This window comes from Burkholderia sp. FW306-1C-G01B (assembly GCF_058781685.1).
Genome location: NZ_JBYSWZ010000005.1, coordinates 45184 through 62916, shown reverse-complemented (window position 1 = coordinate 62916; position 17733 = coordinate 45184). Strand labels below are relative to the sequence as shown.

Sequence of the window (17733 nt, the reverse complement as noted above, 5' to 3'; positions counted from 1 at the left end):
GTCGCGAGCATCCCTTGCCCGGCGGCCGGCTGGCTTGCGCCCCGCGCCCATCCGACAGGTGTCCATGCAATAGAACCGGGCCGCCACGGCGAACCGGTCGGGTAAGCTTTTTCGATTAATAACCAATCTCGATTCAATTACCTTTCACCTCGACAATTCAACTTTCATAAACCCAGGATGATTTGCCCCGGTTTTTACGATAAAAATTTTCCGGAAAAAATTTCAGCGGAAGGATATGCCAGCCACATAATTACCGGTCAATTAATTGTCCCTTTTTTAATCCAATCAACCGGTTTCGAACTCGAAAACCGGCGGATGGCTATTGGGTGGCGAGGGTGGAATATGCAATGGCGGTCGAGCAGTTTCATCGTATGGGGATGCGTATTGCTGTTTCCGGGGTGCGGCGCGACGGAGCACGCAGCCGCGGTGCCGTATGCGATCACGGTCGACGTCGCGCCGGACGTCAACCCTGACATGAATCGCAAGCCTTCGCCGATCGTGCTGAAGGTGTTCCAGCTTCGCGCGGCGTCGGCGTTCGACAGCGCGGACTTCTTCTCGCTGCAGGACAAGCCCGGGAACGTGCTCGGCGCGGATCTGCTCGGCACCGACCGCGTGATCCTGCGGCCGGGCGAATCGCGCACGCTGCACTATCGCGGCAACGTCGAGGCCGGCGCGATCGGCGTCGTCGCCGAATACCGGATGCTCGAAAAGAACCGCTGGCGGCTGACGGTGCCGCTGCCGCGCGCGAAGCAGCTCAACCTCTACAAGTTCTGGCAGACGTCGCCGGGCGAGCTGAAGCTGTCGATCGCGGTACGGAACGGCGGCATCGCACTGAACGACGCGCAGGGGCGCCCATGACCGAACCGACGATGTCCGCGACGCCGGTCGCGGCCCTCCGCCAGCGCGTGGTGTGGACCGAGGGGATGTTCCTGCGGCCGCAGCATTTCCAGCAGCTCGAACGGCACTGGGAACGCTACGTCGCGCTGCGCTGCCTGCCGCTGCAGGGGTTCTACTGGGGCTTCGATGCGCTGGAAATCGATCGCGAGCAGCTCGCGCTCGGCAAGGTCGCGCTGCGCGCCGCGTCGGGCGTGATGCGCGACGGTACGCCGTTCGACCTGTCGCATCCGGACGATCTCCCCGAACCGCTCGACGTACCGGCCGACGCGAAGGATCAGCTCGTCGTGCTCGCGCTGCCGCTGTGGCGCGGCGGCGGCGAGGAGGTGTCGTTCGGTGCAGGTGCAGGCGTAGGAGCAGGCGCCGGAAACGTCGCGAACAACGCGAACGGCGGCAACGGCGCAAACGGCAACGCCGACGTCGCACGCTACGTCGTGCGCGAATACGAAGTGGCCGACGCGAACGCGGTCGCGCTCGGCCCCGCGCTGCTGCAGACGGGGCGCCTGAACGTGCGGCTGATGCTCGAAGCCGAGCTGACCGGCGACTGGCATGCGCTCGGCGTCGCACGGATCGTCGAGCGGCGCACCGACGCGCGGCTGCTCGTCGACGACGGCTACATTCCGCCGCGGCTCGTCGCGCAGCGCGATGCGGTGTTGCTGGCGTATGCGCGCGAGCTGCACGGGCTGCTCACGCAACGCAGCGAAGCGCTCGCGGAACGGCTGTCGGAGCCGGGGCGCGGCGGCGTGTCGGAAGTCGCGGACTTCCTGCTGCTGCAGCTCGTGAATCGTTATCTCGCGCTGACCTGGCATGCGCAGCAGCACGTGTCGACGCATCCGGAAGCGCTGTTCTGCGACTGGCTGAAGCTCGCATGCGACCTGAGCACGTTCACGGCGGCCGGCCGGCGCCCGCAGTCGCTCGCGGTCTACGTGCACGACGACCTGCGCACGAGCTTCGCGGAACTGTTGACGGAACTGCGCCGGTCGCTGTCGACGGTGCTCGAACAGAACGCAATCCAGATCGAGCTGCGCGACGCGGGCAACGGCATCCGCGTCGCGACGCTGGCCGATCCGGCGCTGCGCGACACGGCCGGCTTCGTGCTCGCGGTGCGCGCGGACGTGCCGGCCGACAGCCTGCGCGCGCGCTTTCCCGCGCAGGCCAAGCTCGGGCCGGTCGAGCGGATTCGCGATCTGGTGCAGTTGCAACTGCCGGGCATCACGATGCGCCAGTTGCCGGTCGCGCCGCGGCAGATCCCGTATCACGCGGGTCATACGTACTTCGAGATCGACAAGGGCAGCGACCTGTGGAAGCAACTGGCGCGCTCCGGCGGTCTCGCATTTCATTTCGCCGGCGAATTCCCTGGGCTCTCGATGGAGTTCTGGGCGATCCGCGGGTGAGGGCGGGCATCGCGATGAATAGTTCCTCCGATTCGATCGCCACCGGCGCAGGCGCGGGCGGCTTCGTGCCGCCGAATCCGGGCGGCATGCATCCGGCCGCCGCATCCGGCGCGTCCGGCGCGACCGGGCCGACGGCCACGCAGCCGCGGCCCGGCCGCTGGGCCGCGAGCGGCACGAACCCGCTCGTCGCGGCCGCGAACCCGCTGCTCAACCTGGTGCCGCAGATCCGCTCGACCGTCCATCATCCGAACCCGGCGTGGCTGCGCGAGCATCTCGTCGTCGAGATCCGGCAGTTCGAGGCGCGCGCGCAGGAAGCCGGCGTGCCGTCCGAGGCGATCATCGGCGCGCGCTACTGTCTGTGCACGGCGCTCGACGAGGCGGCCGCGCTGACGCCGTGGGGCGGCAGCGTATGGTCGTCGCACAGCCTGCTCGTGTCGTTCCACAACGAGACGTGGGGCGGCGAGAAGTTCTTCCACCTGCTCGAACGCCTGTCGCAGCAGCCGCGCCAGCATCTCGACCTGCTCGAGCTGCTGTATTTCTGTCTCGCGCTCGGTTTCGAGGGCCGCTATCGCGTGCTCGACAACGGCCACGCGCAACTCGATGCGCTGCGCCGCCAGCTCGCGCAGACGATCCGCTCGGTGCGCGGCGAATTCGATCCCGCGCTGTCGCCGCACTGGCGCGACGTCGTCACGCGCGACGTCGCGCGCCGCTTCACCGTGCCGCTGTGGGTGTGCGTGGCGCTCGCGCTGCTGATCGGCTTCGGCGTGTTCGTCGGGCTGCGCATCGCGCTTGCCGGGCATTCGGATCGACTGTTCGCATCGATCGACGCGCTGCACGTACCGAAGCTGCAGCCCGCGCAGGCGCCGCCGCGCCCGGCGCCGGCGCCGCGCATCGCGAAGTTCCTGGCACCCGAGATCGCGGCCGGCCTCGTATCGGTGCGCGACGATGCCGATCGCAGCGTGATCGTGTTGCGCGGCGACGGGCTGTTCAAGTCCGGTTCGACCTCGGTGATCGATCGCTACGTGCCGGTGCTCGCGCGCGTCGCCGACGCGCTGAACAAGGTGCCCGGCAACGTGCGCGCGACCGGCTACACCGACGACACGCCCGTGCATACCGCACGCTTCGCGTCGAACTGGGACCTGTCGCGCGAACGCGCGGAAGCCGTGCGCAGCATGATCGCCGCGCGGCTCGACCATCCGGAACGGCTCGCGGCGGAAGGGCGCGGCACGCTCGATCCGGTCGCGCCGAACGATTCGCCCGCGAACCGCGCGCTGAACCGGCGCGTCGAGATCACGCTGCTGCCGGCTCCCGGCAGCGCCGCCGTCGGCGCGACGCAGGGGGCCAACTGACATGAACCAGGCTGTCGCGCGTTTCGTCCGACCGTTGCCGTTGCCGTCGCGGGAGATCTGGACCTTCGCCGGTCTGGTCGTGCTCGCGTGCTTCGTGTGGCTCGCGGGCCCGCTGTTCGCGTTCGCCGAGGTCCGGCCGCTCGAAAGCGGCTGGGCGCGCGGGCTGACGATCGCGGTGCTGTTCGCCGCGTGGGGTGCGCGCGTCGCGTGGCGAAGCTGGCGTGCCGGCCGCCTCAATGCGCAGTTGCTGAACCAGTTGCGCGAGGCCGCGCCGGGGCCGGCCACCGCCGACGATCCGGCGAAGGCGCAGCTCGACGAGTTGCGCAGCCGCTTCGACGAAGCCGCGACGCTGCTGAAGAAGGTCCGCTTCGGGCAGGCCGATGCGGTGCGCAAGGGCCTGCCGCGCTGGTTCGACCGGATGTCGCGCCAGTATCTGTATCAATTGCCGTGGTACGTGTTCATCGGCGCGCCGGGCTCGGGCAAGACGACCGCGCTCGTGAATTCCGGGCTCAGCTTTCCGCTCGCCGAGCAGTTCGGCCGCGCGGCGATTCGCGGCGTGGGCGGCACGCGGCACTGCGACTGGTGGTTCACGAACGACGCGGTGCTGATCGACACGGCCGGCCGCTACACGACGCACGAAGGCAACCGCGCGCTCGACGAAGCCGAATGGAAAGGCTTCGTCGACCTGCTGAAGAAATACCGCACGCGCCAGCCGCTGAACGGCGCGATGCTGACGATCAGCGTGGCCGACCTGCTCGGCGCGTCGGAAGCCGAACGCACGCAGCACGCGATGGTGCTGCGCAAGCGGCTGCTCGAACTGCGCGCGCAGCTCGGCATCCGTTTCCCCGTATACCTGCTCGTGACGAAGGCCGACCTGCTCGCGGGCTTCGCCGAGTATTTCGGCGGCTACGGCCGCGCGGAATGCGCGCAGGTGTGGGGCTTCACGTTCCCGCTCGCGCAGAGCGAGGCGCCCGGCTTCGACCTGCGCGCGGCATTCGACCGCGAATACCGGCTGCTGCACCAGCGGCTGAACGACGGTCTGCCCGAACTGCTCGCCGCGCAGACCGATGCACGCCAGCGCGAGATGACGTACCTGCTGCCGCAGCAGATCGCTGACCTGCAGGACATGCTCGGCCAGTTCGTCGCCGAGGTGTTTTCCGTATCGAGCTTCGAGCCGATGCCGATGCTGCGCGGCGTCTACCTGACGAGCGGCACGCAGGAGGGCACCGCGTTCGATCGCGTGATGAGCGGCATCAAGCGCTTCCTGAAGATCGAGGGCGTGCCGCCGGTCGCGCAGGTCGGCTCGACCGGGCGCAGTTTCTTCCTGAAGTCGCTGCTGCAGGAGCACATCTTCCGCGAAGCCGCGCTCGCCGGCAGCGACCTGCGCTGGCATCAGAAGCGGCGCGTGCTGCGGATCGCCGGCTACGCGCTGCTCGCGCTCGCATGCGTGGCCGTGCTGGCCGCGTGGCTGCGCAGCTATTCGAACAACCGCGCGTATCTCGACCAGATCGCCGCGCGCGTGCCGGCCGTCGATTCACGGATCGCCGGTGCGAAGTTCTCCGACGCGGCCGACATCGCGCGGCTGCTGCCCGTGCTCGATGCGCTCGGCGGGCTCGCGAATGCGGGCGGCGTCGACCTGCAGCATCCGCCGCTCGCGTATCGGTGGGGGCTGTTCCAGGGCGAGAAGATCGACGAAGCCGTCGATGCCGTGTACCGGCGCGCGCTCGACGACGTGCTGCTGCCGATCGCCGCGAGCCGGATGGAGGCCGCGCTGCGCGACGCGCGGCCCGACGAAACCGACTACGCGTATGCGGCGCTTAAGGCGTACCTGATGCTGTACGACAGCGCGCACTACGATCCCGCGTTCGTACAGGCCGTCGTCGATCTGGAAATGGAGCGCTCGCTGCCGCCCGATTTCTCGCCGGCCGAACGGTCCGCGCTGCGCGCGCATCTCGCCGCGCTGTTCGGCAACCGCGTCGCGGTGTCGCCGTATCCGATGAACGAGCGGCTCGTGGCCGACGTGCGCGACCGGCTGCGGCAGGTGCCGTTCTCGCAGCGGCTGTACCGGCAGCTCACGCGCACGCTGCGCCCGGCGACGTCCGCGTTCGACTTCAGCGTCGCGCGCGCGGTCGGCCCCGACGCGTCGCTGGTGTTCCGCCGCCAGGGCGGCAAGCCGCTGTCGGAAAGCGTGCCGGGCCTCTATACGCGCAACGGCTATCGCAACGTGTTCGCGCCGCGCCTGGCCGGCGAAGTCGAAGCGTACGGGCGCGAGGAAGTGTGGGTGCTGAACCTCGGATTGTCGGAGATCCCCGGGCCGAACGACGCGGCCGCGTTGGCGCGCGATATCCGCCAGCTCTACTTGAACGACTACCTGAAGATCTGGGACGACTATCTTGCCGACATCAAGCTGCAGCGCACGGCCACGCTCGCGCAGAGCATCCAGGTGGCGCGCGCGCTGTCGTCGGCCGATTCGCCGCTCACGCGGCTGATGGTCGCGCTCGCGCGCGACACGGCGCTCGGCGATGCGCCGGGCGGGGCGCGCAATCTCGCGGCCCGTGCGCAGGACAAGGTCGACGAGGCGCGCAGCTCGCTGTCGCAGATCTTCGCGGGCCAGGCAGGCGACGCGACTCCGTCCGCGGCGGCGCCCGCGAGCCCCGAGCAGATCGTCGACAGCCACTTCGCCGGCTTGCGCGCGTTCGCGCCGGGCAGCGGCGACCAGGCGCAGGGATTCGACACGGTGCTGAAGTCGATCGACGCGCTGTACACGTATCTGACGGCCACCGACGACGCGCTGCGCAGCGGCGCGCAACCGCCGCCATCCGACGCGCCCGCGCGGCTGCGCGCGCAGGCCGGCCGCCTGCCGACGCCGTTCCGCGAAGTGCTCGACGACCTGTCGAACGTCGCGAACGGCAGCGTCGCGACCGTCGAGCAGCGCAGCGTCGCGCTGCGGGCCGGCGCGAATGTCGGCGATTTCTGCCGGCAGGCGATCGCGGGCCGCTATCCGTTCGCGCGCGGATCGTCGCGCGACGTCGCGCCGGCGGATTTCGCGCAGATGTTCGCGCCGGGCGGCCTGATGGACGATTTCTTCCAGAAGAACCTGCAGTCGATCGTCGATACGACGTCGCACCCATGGCGCTTCGCGAACCGCAATGCGGACGCCGATCCGGCGGCGGCCGCGATGCTCGCGTCGTTCGAGAAGGCCGCGGTGATCCGCGACGCGTATTTCGGCGGCGGGGCGCGCACCGCACAGTTGAAGGTGCAGATCCAGCCGCTCGAAATGGACCCGTCGATCACGGAGATGGTGCTCGACGTCGACGGGCAGATCGTCCGCTACGCGCACGGCCCGCTCGTGCAGAGCGCGGTGGACTGGCCGGGCCCGCGCGGCAGCAACCAGGTGCGGCTGCAGGTGTCGGCGCAGGCCGGCGCGGCCGACGGCTTCACGACCGGCGGGCCGTGGGCGCTGCACCGGCTGTTCGACCGCGCGGCGGTATCGGCCGGCCACGGCTCGGACCAGATGATTGCGCGCTTCACGGTCGACGGCAAACCGATCGTGCTGCAGGTGAATGCGGGCAGCGTCCGCAACCCGTTCAGGCTGGCCCAGATGGAGTCCTTTACATGCCCTCCGAAGCAATGAGCCCCACACCGCCGCTCACGAGCACCGCCGGCGACGCGCCGGCCTGGTACGGGAAGATTCCCGGCGCCGGCGACTTCGTGAACAGCCGGCTGCCGCATGCGCTCGCGCTGTGGTGGGAACGCTGGCTCCAGCAGGGGATGGCCGCGATGCGCCAGCTCGGCGCGGACGAGATCGAGCGCCATTACACGGTCGCGCCGGTCTGGAATTTCCTGATCCCGACGGGCGCCGGCGCGTCGTGCGTGCAGCCGGGCTGCCTCGCGCCGAGCTGCGACCGCGTGGGGCGCTACTACCCGGTGATCGTCACGCTGCCGATGCGCGCGGCCGATTACTGGAACGGGCTGCCGGACACCGCCGACGCGTTCTACTGGCAGGTCGGCCATGCGCTGCTCGACGCGATCCGCCATGCGCGCGCGCCGGGCGATCTCGAACGGACACTCGAACGCGTGCGGCTCGTGCCGGGCAGCGGCAGGTACGCGGAGCGCGTCGACGGCATGCCGGCGACGCTGTCGGAGCAGCCGGCGCCGGCTGCGTGGCCGGGGCTGTCCGGCTATTTCGATCCGCACGGCGGCACCAGCTTCTGGTGGACCAACCGCGCCGACGGATCGCCGCTGCGCACGCATGCGCATACGGGCACGCCCGACAACGCGCTGTTCCTGACGCTGTTCGGCGGCGGTCAGCAGCCCGGCTGAAGCGCGGCGGGCAGAAGGCACACGGTTTCATGAGGTGGACATGAAGGACGCTGGATCGAGAGACAACGAGCACGACACGGCGACACGCGGCGACGCATCCGAATTCACGGTGCGGCCGCTGCCGCTCGGCCATCGCCTCGGTGAACTGCAGCTCGACGAGGTGCTGGGGATCGGCGGCTTCGGGATCGTTTATCGCGCGTTCGACCGCACGTTGCGGCGCGCGGTCGCGATCAAGGAATACATGCCGTCGATGCTCGCCACGCGCGGCGGCGACTACACGGTGTCGCTGCGTTCCGAGCGGTTCGCGCAGGCGTTCGACGCGGGGCGCGGCGCGTTCCTCAACGAGGCGCGCCTGCTCGCGCAATTCGATCATCCGGGGCTCGTCAAGGTCCTGCACTTCTGGGAAAGCCACGGCACCGCGTACATGGTGATGCCGTTCTACGAAGGGCGCACGCTCAAGCAGCTGCTCGACGGCGGCATGCGGATCAGCGAGACGCAACTGCGCAACATCGTCGGCGCGCTGCTCGGCGCGCTCGACACGCTGCATCGCGCGCAATGCTTCCATCGCGACGTCGCGCTCGACAACGTGCTGATCCGCCCGAACGGCAGCGCGATCCTGCTCGACTTCGGCGCGGCGCGCAAACGGATCGGCGATCTCGTCGACGACGGCGCGATGATGATCAAGCCCGGCTACGCGCCGATCGAGCAGTACACCGACGATCCCGCGTTCAGCCAGGGGCCGTGGACCGATCTCTACGCGCTCGGCGCGGTAATGCACGCGATGATTACCGGCGAATTGCCGCCCGCGGCCGTCGTGCGCAGCATCAAGGACACGTACCGGCCGCTCGCGTCGCGCGAGTTGCCGGCCGGCGAGGTATACAGCCCGGCGTTTCTCGCGGCCGTCGATCATGCGCTGCAGCTGCGGATTCCGGATCGGCCGGAATCGGTCGCGGCGTTCGCGGCGGAGCTCGGGTTGCGGGACTTCGACCGGACGGGCGCCGGGTATGGCGCGGCGGTCGTGCCGCCGGTGGGGGATGCGGGCAGCGGCGGGGAAGGGAAGACGGAGGCTTCGGTGGGTTCCGCTGCGGCGGGCATCGCGTCGGCTGCTGCTGCCGCTGCTGCTGCGATCGGCGAGGGCGGGACGGCTTCGGGCAAGACTGTGTCGGATGTGCAGTCGTCAACGCCTGAGCGTCAGGACGGTATGTCGACGCCGACGGACACCGCATCTGCTGCATCTGCCGTGTTCGGTGCCAAGCCGGGGGTGGGTGCGCCTTCAACGTCGAAGACCGCTGCGCAGGGCGCCGCGATTGCGGCAACGGGCGCGCTGGCATCGTCGGCCTCGCATGCTTCGCAGCCCGCGGCGAAGCCGGTTGAATCCGGTGCGCCGAACGGAAACGCCGAGCGTGCAACGGAGCCAGCCGCTGCCAGAACCGATACGCACCACGAAGCGGATACACGATCCACGCGTGCCGACGCAGACATCGGCAAGCGCAGCGCAGCGGATTCCGGGAACACGAACGGGAACGCGTATGCGGCTGCCGGTGCCGCCGATACGACTGCACCGCATTCCGCCGCATCGGCATCAAGCCGGGCATCCGCGCCGTCCGGCACCCAACGCAGCCCCGTACCCGCAGGATCGCGCCGCCGCATACCGGTCTACGTCGGCGGCGCGCTCGTCGCGCTGATCGCCGTCGGCCTCGCAGCGAGCTATCTGTCGCGTCCCGCGCGTGTCGCCGACGAGGCCGCACCGGGCGCGAGCCAGCCGCTGGCCGGCACGTCGTCGCCCGCCAGCACGCCGGACACCACGCTGGCCCAGCACGGGCCGACGCCGATCGTCGTGCCGCCGTCGAGCCTGCCGGCCGGATCGTCGGCTCAGGTTCCGCCGCCGCCCGTTGCCGCCGCGCCGGCCAGCACACCGGCCGTCGAGGCCACCGTCCCCACACCGCAGGTCGCGACCGCCGTCACGAACCCGGCCCCGTCGCAATCCGGCTCCAGTTCCGCCATCGCGCCCGCCGGCAGCCTCGACACGTCGGAGCGCGTCGTCAGCGTGCCGCCGTCGGAAGCGGCCGCGCGACCGGCGACGACGCCGGCCCCGAAGCTGCCGTCGGAAGCCGAGACGGCCGTCGCCGCCGTAAACGTGCTGCCTGCCGAGCAACGTCCGCCGAAGACGCAGGAAACCGTCCAGGTGCGCTTCAACGTGCGGCCGTGGGGCGACGTGTACGTAAACGGCGCGCGGCGCGGCGCGAGCCCGCCGCTGCGTTCCGTGTCGCTGACGCCGGGCGTCTACCAGATCGAGATCCGCAACGGCTCGCTGCCGCCGTTGCACCGCACCGTGGCGGTCGATTTCGGCAGCAAACCGATCAATATCGACTATGCATTCGAATGACATCAGCCAGGCGGCGCTGGCCGCCGTCGCGCTTTCCCCGGGGCCGCCCGGCATACCGTGGGCAACGCCGCGCGCCGACCTGATCGGCCGGCTGCTCGCGGACGTCGCGCCCGATGCGCCGTGCGGCGCGAATCTCGAATACGACGCCGAGTTCCTGCAGTTGCAGGAGTGCGCGACGCCGCGCGCCGAGCAGCAGTACGGCGACACCGTGATCCCGGCCGAGGCGCCCGACTGGGGCGCGGTCGAGCGGCTGGCGCTTGCGCTGTCCGCACGCACGAAGGACCTGCGCGTCGTTGCGCACCTCGCGCGCAGCTGGATCGAGCAACACGGCCTGCCCGGCTATGCGGACGCGCTCGCGGTCGTCGCGAACCTGCTCGAGCGCAGGTGGGACGACCTGCATCCAAGGCTCGACGCCGACGACGAACCGGACCCGACACCGCGGATGAACGCGCTCGCCGACTTGGCCGGCGCGCACGACTGCGCACGTGCGGCGCGCCGCCAGCCGCTGTTCGACGGCGGCCCGAGCGTGCGCGATGCCGAACGGCTGCTCGACGGCCGCGACGAAGCCGGCGGCCGCGCAAGCCTGATTGCCGCGCTGTCGGCCGTGCGCGGCGACGGCACGACGCCGCTCGACGCTGCGCGCGCCGCGTTGCAAGCGCTGGACACGATCCGCGCGTGCGTGATCGACAAGCTCGGCCGCGAGTGGGCACCCGATCCGGGCGATGCGGAGAAGGCGTTGCAGCGGATCGTGCGCGAAGTGCCGGTGCCCGAATCGCAGCCGGGCGCGTCGGATGGAGCGAACTCCACGCCGCAGGCCGCATCCGGTGACGCATCGCAGGCCGGCACCGTGCCGGCCGCGCCCGCTGCGATGCCGAACGCGCACGCATGGCGCGATGCCGAGCTAACGAGCCGCGACGACGTACGGCTCGGCCTCGACAAGATGTGCCGCTATTTCGAGCTGCACGAGCCGAGCCATCCGGCGCCGCTGCTGCTGCGGCGCGCGCAGCGGCTGCTCGCGCTCGACTTCTACGAAATCATCCGCGATCTCGCGCCGGAGAGCCTGCCGAAGCTGGACCTGCTGAGCGGAGAGCGAAGCGAATGAACCGAACGAAGCGAACGAGGGAAGCCGCCACGCGGGCGGCGGCAACGTACCGCGCAACCTGATCGACGTGAAGGAGTGGACGATGACTGACAGAACCAAGGCAGCGGGCAGCGGACAGAAGTTCATCGCGCGCAATCGGGCGCCGCGCGTGCAGATCGAGTACGACGTCGAAACCTACGGCGCCGAGCGCAAGGTGCAGCTGCCGTTCGTGATGGGCGTGATTTCGGACCTGGCGGGCAAGCGCGCCGAGCCGCTGCCGGATCTGCCGGAGCGCAAGTTCCTCGAGATCGACGTCGACAACTTCGATGAGCGGATGAAGTCGGTCGCGCCGCGCGTCGCGTTCCAGGTGCCGAACACGCTGACGGGCGAAGGGATGCTCAACGTCGACATGACGTTCGAGCAGATCGACGATTTCTCGCCGGCCGCGATCGCGCGCAACGTCGACGCGCTGCGCCGGCTGCTGGAAGCGCGCACCGAGCTGTCGAACCTGCTGTCGTACATGGACGGCAAGCACGGTGCCGAACAACTGATCGAGCGCGCGATCAACGATCCCGACCTGCTGAAGACGCTCGTGCGCAATCCGCACGAATCCGCGCAGCGCGGCGATGCGACCCAACCGGAGGCCCGCGATGAATGACCCCGTCCAAACCCGCGCCGACACGCGCGACGCCGCGCAGCCGGCCGTCGCGCACGACGAGTTCGCCGCGCTGCTGCAAAAGGAATTCAAGCCGAAGACGGCAGAAGCGCGCGAATCGGTCGAGCGCGCGGTGCGCACGCTCGCGCAGCAAGCGCTCGAACATACGGTCGGCATGACGACCGACGCGTACGGCAGCGTGAAGCAGATCATCGCGGAGATCGACCGGAAGCTGTCCGACCAGATCAACCAGATCCTGCATCACGAGGAGTTCCAGACGCTCGAAGGCGCGTGGCGTGGCCTGCATTACCTCGTCACGCATACCGAGACCGACGAGCTGCTGAAGATCAAGGCGCTGCCGGCATCACGCAACGAGGTCGCGCGGATGCTGAAGCGCTACAAGGGCGTCGCGTGGGATCAAAGCCCGCTGTTCCGCAAGATCTACGAGGAGGAATACGGGCAGTTCGGCGGCGAGCCGTTCGGCTGCCTGGTCGGCGATTTCCATTTCAACCACAGCCCGCCCGACGTCGAAATGCTCGGCGAGCTGTCGAAGATCGCGGCGGCCGCGCACGCGCCGTTCATCGCCGGCGCGTCGCCGGAGCTGATGCAGATGGATTCGTGGCAGGAGCTGTCGAACCCGCGCGACCTGACGAAGATCTTCCAGAACACCGAATACGCGGCGTGGCGCAGCCTGCGGCAGTCGGAGGATTCGCGCTACGTCGGCCTCGCGATGCCGCGGTTTCTCGCGCGGCTGCCGTACGGCGCGCGCACCAATCCGGTCGACGAATTCGACTTCGAGGAAGACACCGACGCCGCGAACCACGACCGCTACACGTGGGCAAACTCGGCATACGCGATGGCCGCGAACATCAACCGCTCGTTCAAGCAGTACGGCTGGTGCTCGTCGATCCGCGGCGTCGAATCGGGCGGGGCGGTCGAAGGGCTGCCGAGCCACACGTTCCCGACCGACGACGGCGGCGTCGACCAGAAATGCCCGACCGAGATCGCGATCAGCGACCGCCGCGAGGCCGAGCTCGCGAAGAACGGCTTCATGCCGTTCGTACACCGGAAGAACTCGGATTTCGCGGCGTTCATCGGCGCGCAGTCGCTGTACCAGCCGGCCGAATACCACGATCCCGACGCGACCGCGAACGCACGGCTGTCCGGCCGCCTGCCGTACCTGTTCGCATGCTGCCGCTTCGCGCATTACCTGAAGTGCATCGTGCGCGACAAGATCGGCTCGTTCCGCGAGCGCGACGACATGGAGCGCTGGCTGAACGACTGGATCATGAACTACGTCGACGGCGACCCCGTGAACTCGTCGCAGGAAACCAAGGCGCGCAAGCCGCTCGCGGCCGCGCAGGTTGTCGTCGACGAGGTCGAGGACAACCCCGGCTACTACACGTCGAAATTCTTCCTGCGGCCGCACTACCAGCTCGAAGGGCTCACCGTGTCGCTACGGCTGATCTCTCGGCTGCCGACCGCGAAAGCGGCGAACGAATGAGCGAAGAAGTGAGCTGAAAAATAAGCGGAAAGCGGCTTTCAACACGGCATTCAACCTGAATTCGAACCGAAACGGAGACGGCAATGGGCGTAGCAATGTTTATGAAGGTGGACGGCGTGACCGGCGAATCGGCGGACGCGCAGCACAAGGGCTGGACCGACATCCAGTCGTTCACGTGGGGCGCGAGCCAGCCGGGCGCGATGGCGAGCGGCAGCGGCGGCAACGCGGGCAAGGCGAGCTTCAACGATCTCGTCGTCGCCGCGTACATGGACAAGGGCGCACCCGCGATCATCAAGAACTGCGCGAACGGCAAGCACCTGTCGACGGTCGAGATTTCCGCGTGCAAGACGGGCGGCACGCAGGTCGAGTTCATGCGCGTGACGCTGCAGGAGGTGCTCGTCACGTCCGCGCAGGTGGCGGGCGTCGATCCGGGCGATGTCGCCGACCGGCTGATGATGCATTACGCCTTCCAGGCTGCGAAGGTGAAGAAGCAGTACTGGCAGCAGAACGACAACGGCGGCAAGGGCGCCGAGGTGACGGTCGGCTGGAACATCAAGGAAAACACCGAGATGTGACGGGCCGGGCAGGCACGGAGACGACGATGGACGACCCGCGAACCCGTGACGGACGCGAGGGCCGGGACGGCAGCCTGCGCGACCGGCTGCAGCCCGCGCTGCTCGACCGGCTCACCGACGACGCGCCGCAGCGCGCAACCGAAGCGCCCGGCGCGCAATGGATCGGCACCGAGCGGCTGCGCGCCGCCGTGCTGCGCGATCTCGCGTGGCTGCTCAACACGCGCAACGCCGAGGACGGTTTCGTCGACTGGTCGGCGTTCGCGCACGCGCAGGCGTCGGTGCTCAACTACGGGATGCGGCCGCTCGTCGGCAAGCCGATGTCGGGCGTCGAGCGGATGTCGGTCGAGGCGTCGATCCGCGATGCGATCGTTCGCTTCGAGCCGCGCATCGCACCCGACAGCGTCGAGGTGCGCAGCGTGATCGACGCGCCGGGCGGCCGGGCCGGCGAACGGCGCCACAACGTGCTGCTGTTCGAGATCCGCGGCACGCTGTGGTCGATCCCGCATCCGCTCGAATTCGTGCTGCGCTCCGACCTCGATCTGGAAACGGGTGCGATGTCGCTGCAATCCGTGGCGGGGGCCTGACGCGATGGATACGCGCCTGCTCGACTACTACAATCGCGAACTCGCGTATCTGCGCGAGCTCGGCGGCGAATTCGCGCAGCAGTTCCCGAAGGTTGCCGCGCGGCTGCGGCTGCATGAATCGGGGCCGCCCGACCCGTACGTCGAACGGCTGCTCGAGGGTTTCAGCTTCCTCACCGCGCGCGTACAGCTGAAGATGGACGCCGAATTCCCGCGCTTCACGCAGGCGCTGCTCGATGCCGTGTATCCCGGTTACATCTCGCCGTTACCGTCGATGGCGATCGTCCGGTTCGCGCCGCTGATGAACGAAGGCAGCCTTGCGCAGGGCTGGCTGCTGCCGGCCGGCACCGCGCTGCGCGCGCGGCCGGCCGGGTCCGAGCAGACCGCGTGCGAATTCCGTACCGCGCACGACCTGACGCTGTGGCCGCTCGAACTGACCGATGCGACCGTCACCGGCGCGCCGTCGTGGCTGCCGCGCGGCGCCGTCGCGGCGCGACAGGACGTGCGCGGCACGCTGCGCATCCGGCTGAAGGCGCGCGGCGGTGCGAAGCTGTCGCAACTGCCGCTCGACCGGCTGACGTTCCATCTCGCGGGCCCCGAGCGCGACGCGCTGCATCTGCTCGAACTGATCGCCGCGCATGCGCTCGGCGTCGTGTGTCACGACCCGGCGCAGCCGCCGCGCTGGCTGCATACGCTCGACGCCGACGCGATCGTCCACGAGGGTTTCGATCCGGCGCAGGCGATCCTGCCCGACGACGGCCGCAGCTTCCACGGCTACCGGCTGCTGCGCGAGTATTTCGCGTTTCCGGCGCGCTTCCTGTTCTTCAGCATCGGCGGGCTGCGTGCCGCGCTGGCGCGCGCGACCGGCGACGAGTGCGAGCTGACCGTGCTGTTCGATCGCCACGACGCGGCGCTCGAAGCGGCCGTCGACGCGCGCCATCTCGCGCTGAACTGCACGCCGGCCGTGAACCTGTTCGCGCGCCGCGCCGATCGGATTCCGCTGCAGCCGGGCGCTCGCGAGCATCATGTCGTCGTCGACCGCAGCCGGCCGCTCGACTACGAGGTCTATGCGGTGCAGCGGCTCGCAAGCGAGCAGCGCGACGACGGCCAGTCGCGCGAATTCCGGCCGTTTCACGCATCGTTCGCCGGCGATGACGGCAACCACGGCGCGTACTACACGGTGCGGCGCGAGCCGCGGCTGGTGTCCGCGCAGGCGCGCGCGAACGGCACGCGCACCGGCTATGTCGGCAGCGAGACCTATGTATCGCTGGTCGACAGCCAGTGCGCGCCGTACGACGAAACGATGCGCTACCTGTCCGCCGATACGCTGTGCACGAACCGCGATCTCGTGCTGCTGCAGCCGCCCGGCGACGCGAACACGTTCACGTTGCGTGTATCGGCCCCGGTCGAGCGCATCGTCGCGATCCGCGGCCCGTCACGGCCGCGCCCGCCGATCGCCGATGCGCAGACGGCCTGGCGATTGATCCGCCATCTCGGACTCGCACGCCACACGCTGACCGATCTCGACGACGACGAGGGCGCGCATGCGCTGCGCGAGTTGCTCGGCCTGCATGCCGACCCGGCCGACGCCGCGATGCGTCGGCAGATCGACGGCGTGCAGCGCGTCGCGTTCTCGCCGGTGTTCCGCCGGCTGCCGGCGCTCGGGCCGCTGATGTTTGGGCGCGGCGTGCAGGTCGACGTGACCGTCGACGACCATGCGTTCTCCGGCGACAGCCCGTTCCTGCTCGGCGCGGTGCTCGAACAGTTCTTCGCGCGCCATGTGTCGATCAACGCGTTCGCCGAATGCGTGCTGACCAGTGCGCAGCGCGGCACGCTCGCGCACTGGCCCGCGCGCATCGGCAGGCGGCCCGCGATATGAAACGCGATACGACTCCCGGCGTGCAGCCGACCGCCGGCGACGCCCGCCGCGATGCGTGGTGGGCTCGCTTGCGGGCCGCGCCGCACGGCTACGACCTGTTCCAGGCGCTGCGCTGGCTCGACGCGCTGTCGCCCGGCCGCGCGCCGCTCGGCCATGCCGCGCGACCGCGCGACGAGCCGGTGCGGCTCGGGCAGCAGCCGTCGCTCGCATTCGCGGCGTCGATGCTGGCCGGCGTGCACGAGAACGGCACCGCGCCGCCGCGCATCGCGATCCACGGTTTCGGGTTGTTCGGGCCGAACGGGCCGCTGCCGACGCACCTGACCGAATACGCGCACGAGCGCGCGGCCCAGCACGACGACCCGACGTTCGCCGCGTTCGCGGACCTGTTCCATCACCGGCTGATCCTGCTGTTCTACCGCGCGTGGGCCGACGCGCAGCCGACGGTGAGCCTCGATCGCCCGGAACGCGCACGGTTCGACGGCTATATCGCGAGCCTGATCGGGCGCGCGGCGCGCGGCGACAGGCCGGCCGCTCAAGCCGGTGCCTTGGCCACGGCAACCGCCGACACGCTCGCGCCGCATGCACGCTATTTCCATGCCGGCCATCTCGTGCGGCACACACGCAACCCGGAAGGGCTCGTGCAGATCCTGCGCCAACATTTCGGCGTCGATGCGCGCATCGTCGAGCACGTGCCGCAGTGGGTCGCGATCGAACGCTCGCAGCGTTGCACGATCCGCGCGACGCGGCCGACGTTGCGTGTCGGCGCCGTCGCGCTCGGCGTCGCGGTGCGCGATGCGCAGTCGCGCTTCCGGATCGTGCTCGGCCCGCTATCGCTCGACGCGTACCGCCGTTTCCTGCCGGGCGGCCCGCATGCCCGGCAGCTTGCGCAATGGGTGCGCGAATACGTCGGCATCGAGTTCGACTGGGACTTGCAGCTCGAACTGGCCGCCGACGCGGTGCCGGCGATCGCGCTCGGCGGGCGGCAGGGAATCGGCCGCACCGCGTGGCTCGGGCAGCGTCTCGAACCGGGCCCCGCGCGCGACCTCGTCGTCCGCTACGACGTGCGGCGTGGCGGTGCCCCCCTTCATCGCGAAACCGCCTAAACGGGAGCC

General features: G+C 69.6%; 13 protein-coding genes. All 13 read left to right on the top strand.

Features of this window, described 5'->3' with window-relative positions:
* Positions 1–342 precede the first annotated feature (342 nt).
* The 13 genes from tssJ to tssG all read left to right on the top strand — a co-directional run bounded on the left by tssJ (position 343) and on the right by tssG (position 17724).
* The gene (gene tssJ / locus AC3WLY_RS11900) at positions 343–858 is read left to right on the top strand and encodes a type VI secretion system lipoprotein TssJ (RefSeq protein ID WP_034179516.1); all 516 of its coding nucleotides are present in this window, start codon (positions 343–345) and stop codon (positions 856–858) included.
* On the top strand, positions 855–2288 hold the full coding sequence (gene tssK / locus AC3WLY_RS11895; RefSeq protein ID WP_425130935.1) for a type VI secretion system baseplate subunit TssK: 1434 nt from the start codon (positions 855–857) through the stop codon (positions 2286–2288). Before tssJ ends, tssK begins: the two co-directional genes overlap by 4 nt.
* A gap of 14 nt (positions 2289–2302) precedes the next feature.
* Positions 2303–3637, top strand: a complete 1335-nt coding sequence (locus AC3WLY_RS11890; RefSeq protein ID WP_175959129.1) for a DotU family type VI secretion system protein — start codon at positions 2303–2305, stop codon at positions 3635–3637.
* Position 3638: 1 nt separating this feature from the next.
* Complete coding sequence (gene tssM, locus AC3WLY_RS11885; RefSeq protein WP_492308350.1) at positions 3639–7271, top strand: type VI secretion system membrane subunit TssM; 3633 nt, start codon at positions 3639–3641, stop codon at positions 7269–7271.
* Complete coding sequence (gene tagF / locus AC3WLY_RS11880; protein WP_175959131.1) at positions 7253–7960, top strand: type VI secretion system-associated protein TagF; 708 nt, start codon at positions 7253–7255, stop codon at positions 7958–7960. The genes tssM and tagF overlap by 19 nt, the downstream gene beginning before the upstream one ends.
* Before the next feature lie 40 nt (positions 7961–8000).
* Positions 8001–10346, top strand: a complete 2346-nt coding sequence (locus AC3WLY_RS11875; protein ID WP_492308351.1) for a serine/threonine protein kinase — start codon at positions 8001–8003, stop codon at positions 10344–10346.
* Positions 10333–11448 (top strand): type VI secretion system protein TssA, encoded by a 1116-nt coding sequence (gene tssA, locus AC3WLY_RS11870; RefSeq protein ID WP_310140064.1) that lies wholly within the window; start codon positions 10333–10335, stop codon positions 11446–11448. Before AC3WLY_RS11875 ends, tssA begins: the two co-directional genes overlap by 14 nt.
* Before the next feature lie 82 nt (positions 11449–11530).
* A complete protein-coding gene (tssB, locus tag AC3WLY_RS11865) occupies positions 11531–12085 on the top strand; it encodes a type VI secretion system contractile sheath small subunit (RefSeq protein WP_034179510.1) in 555 nt (184 codons plus the stop codon).
* Positions 12078–13586, top strand: coding sequence for a type VI secretion system contractile sheath large subunit (gene tssC / locus AC3WLY_RS11860; protein ID WP_425130930.1), 1509 nt, complete (start codon positions 12078–12080; stop codon positions 13584–13586). The genes tssB and tssC overlap by 8 nt, the downstream gene beginning before the upstream one ends.
* Before the next feature lie 83 nt (positions 13587–13669).
* The gene (locus AC3WLY_RS11855; protein WP_175959136.1) at positions 13670–14161 is read left to right on the top strand and encodes an Hcp family type VI secretion system effector; all 492 of its coding nucleotides are present in this window, start codon (positions 13670–13672) and stop codon (positions 14159–14161) included.
* A 26-nt stretch (positions 14162–14187) separates the two neighbouring features.
* Positions 14188–14745 carry a type VI secretion system baseplate subunit TssE gene (gene tssE / locus AC3WLY_RS11850; RefSeq protein WP_310140073.1) on the top strand — a complete coding sequence of 186 codons (558 nt, stop codon included), beginning with the start codon at positions 14188–14190 and terminating at the stop codon, positions 14743–14745.
* A 4-nt stretch (positions 14746–14749) separates the two neighbouring features.
* Positions 14750–16621, top strand: a complete 1872-nt coding sequence (gene tssF, locus AC3WLY_RS11845; protein ID WP_492308352.1) for a type VI secretion system baseplate subunit TssF — start codon at positions 14750–14752, stop codon at positions 16619–16621.
* Positions 16618–17724 carry a type VI secretion system baseplate subunit TssG gene (gene tssG / locus AC3WLY_RS11840; RefSeq protein ID WP_492308353.1) on the top strand — a complete coding sequence of 369 codons (1107 nt, stop codon included), beginning with the start codon at positions 16618–16620 and terminating at the stop codon, positions 17722–17724. Before tssF ends, tssG begins: the two co-directional genes overlap by 4 nt.
* Positions 17725–17733 lie beyond the last annotated feature (9 nt).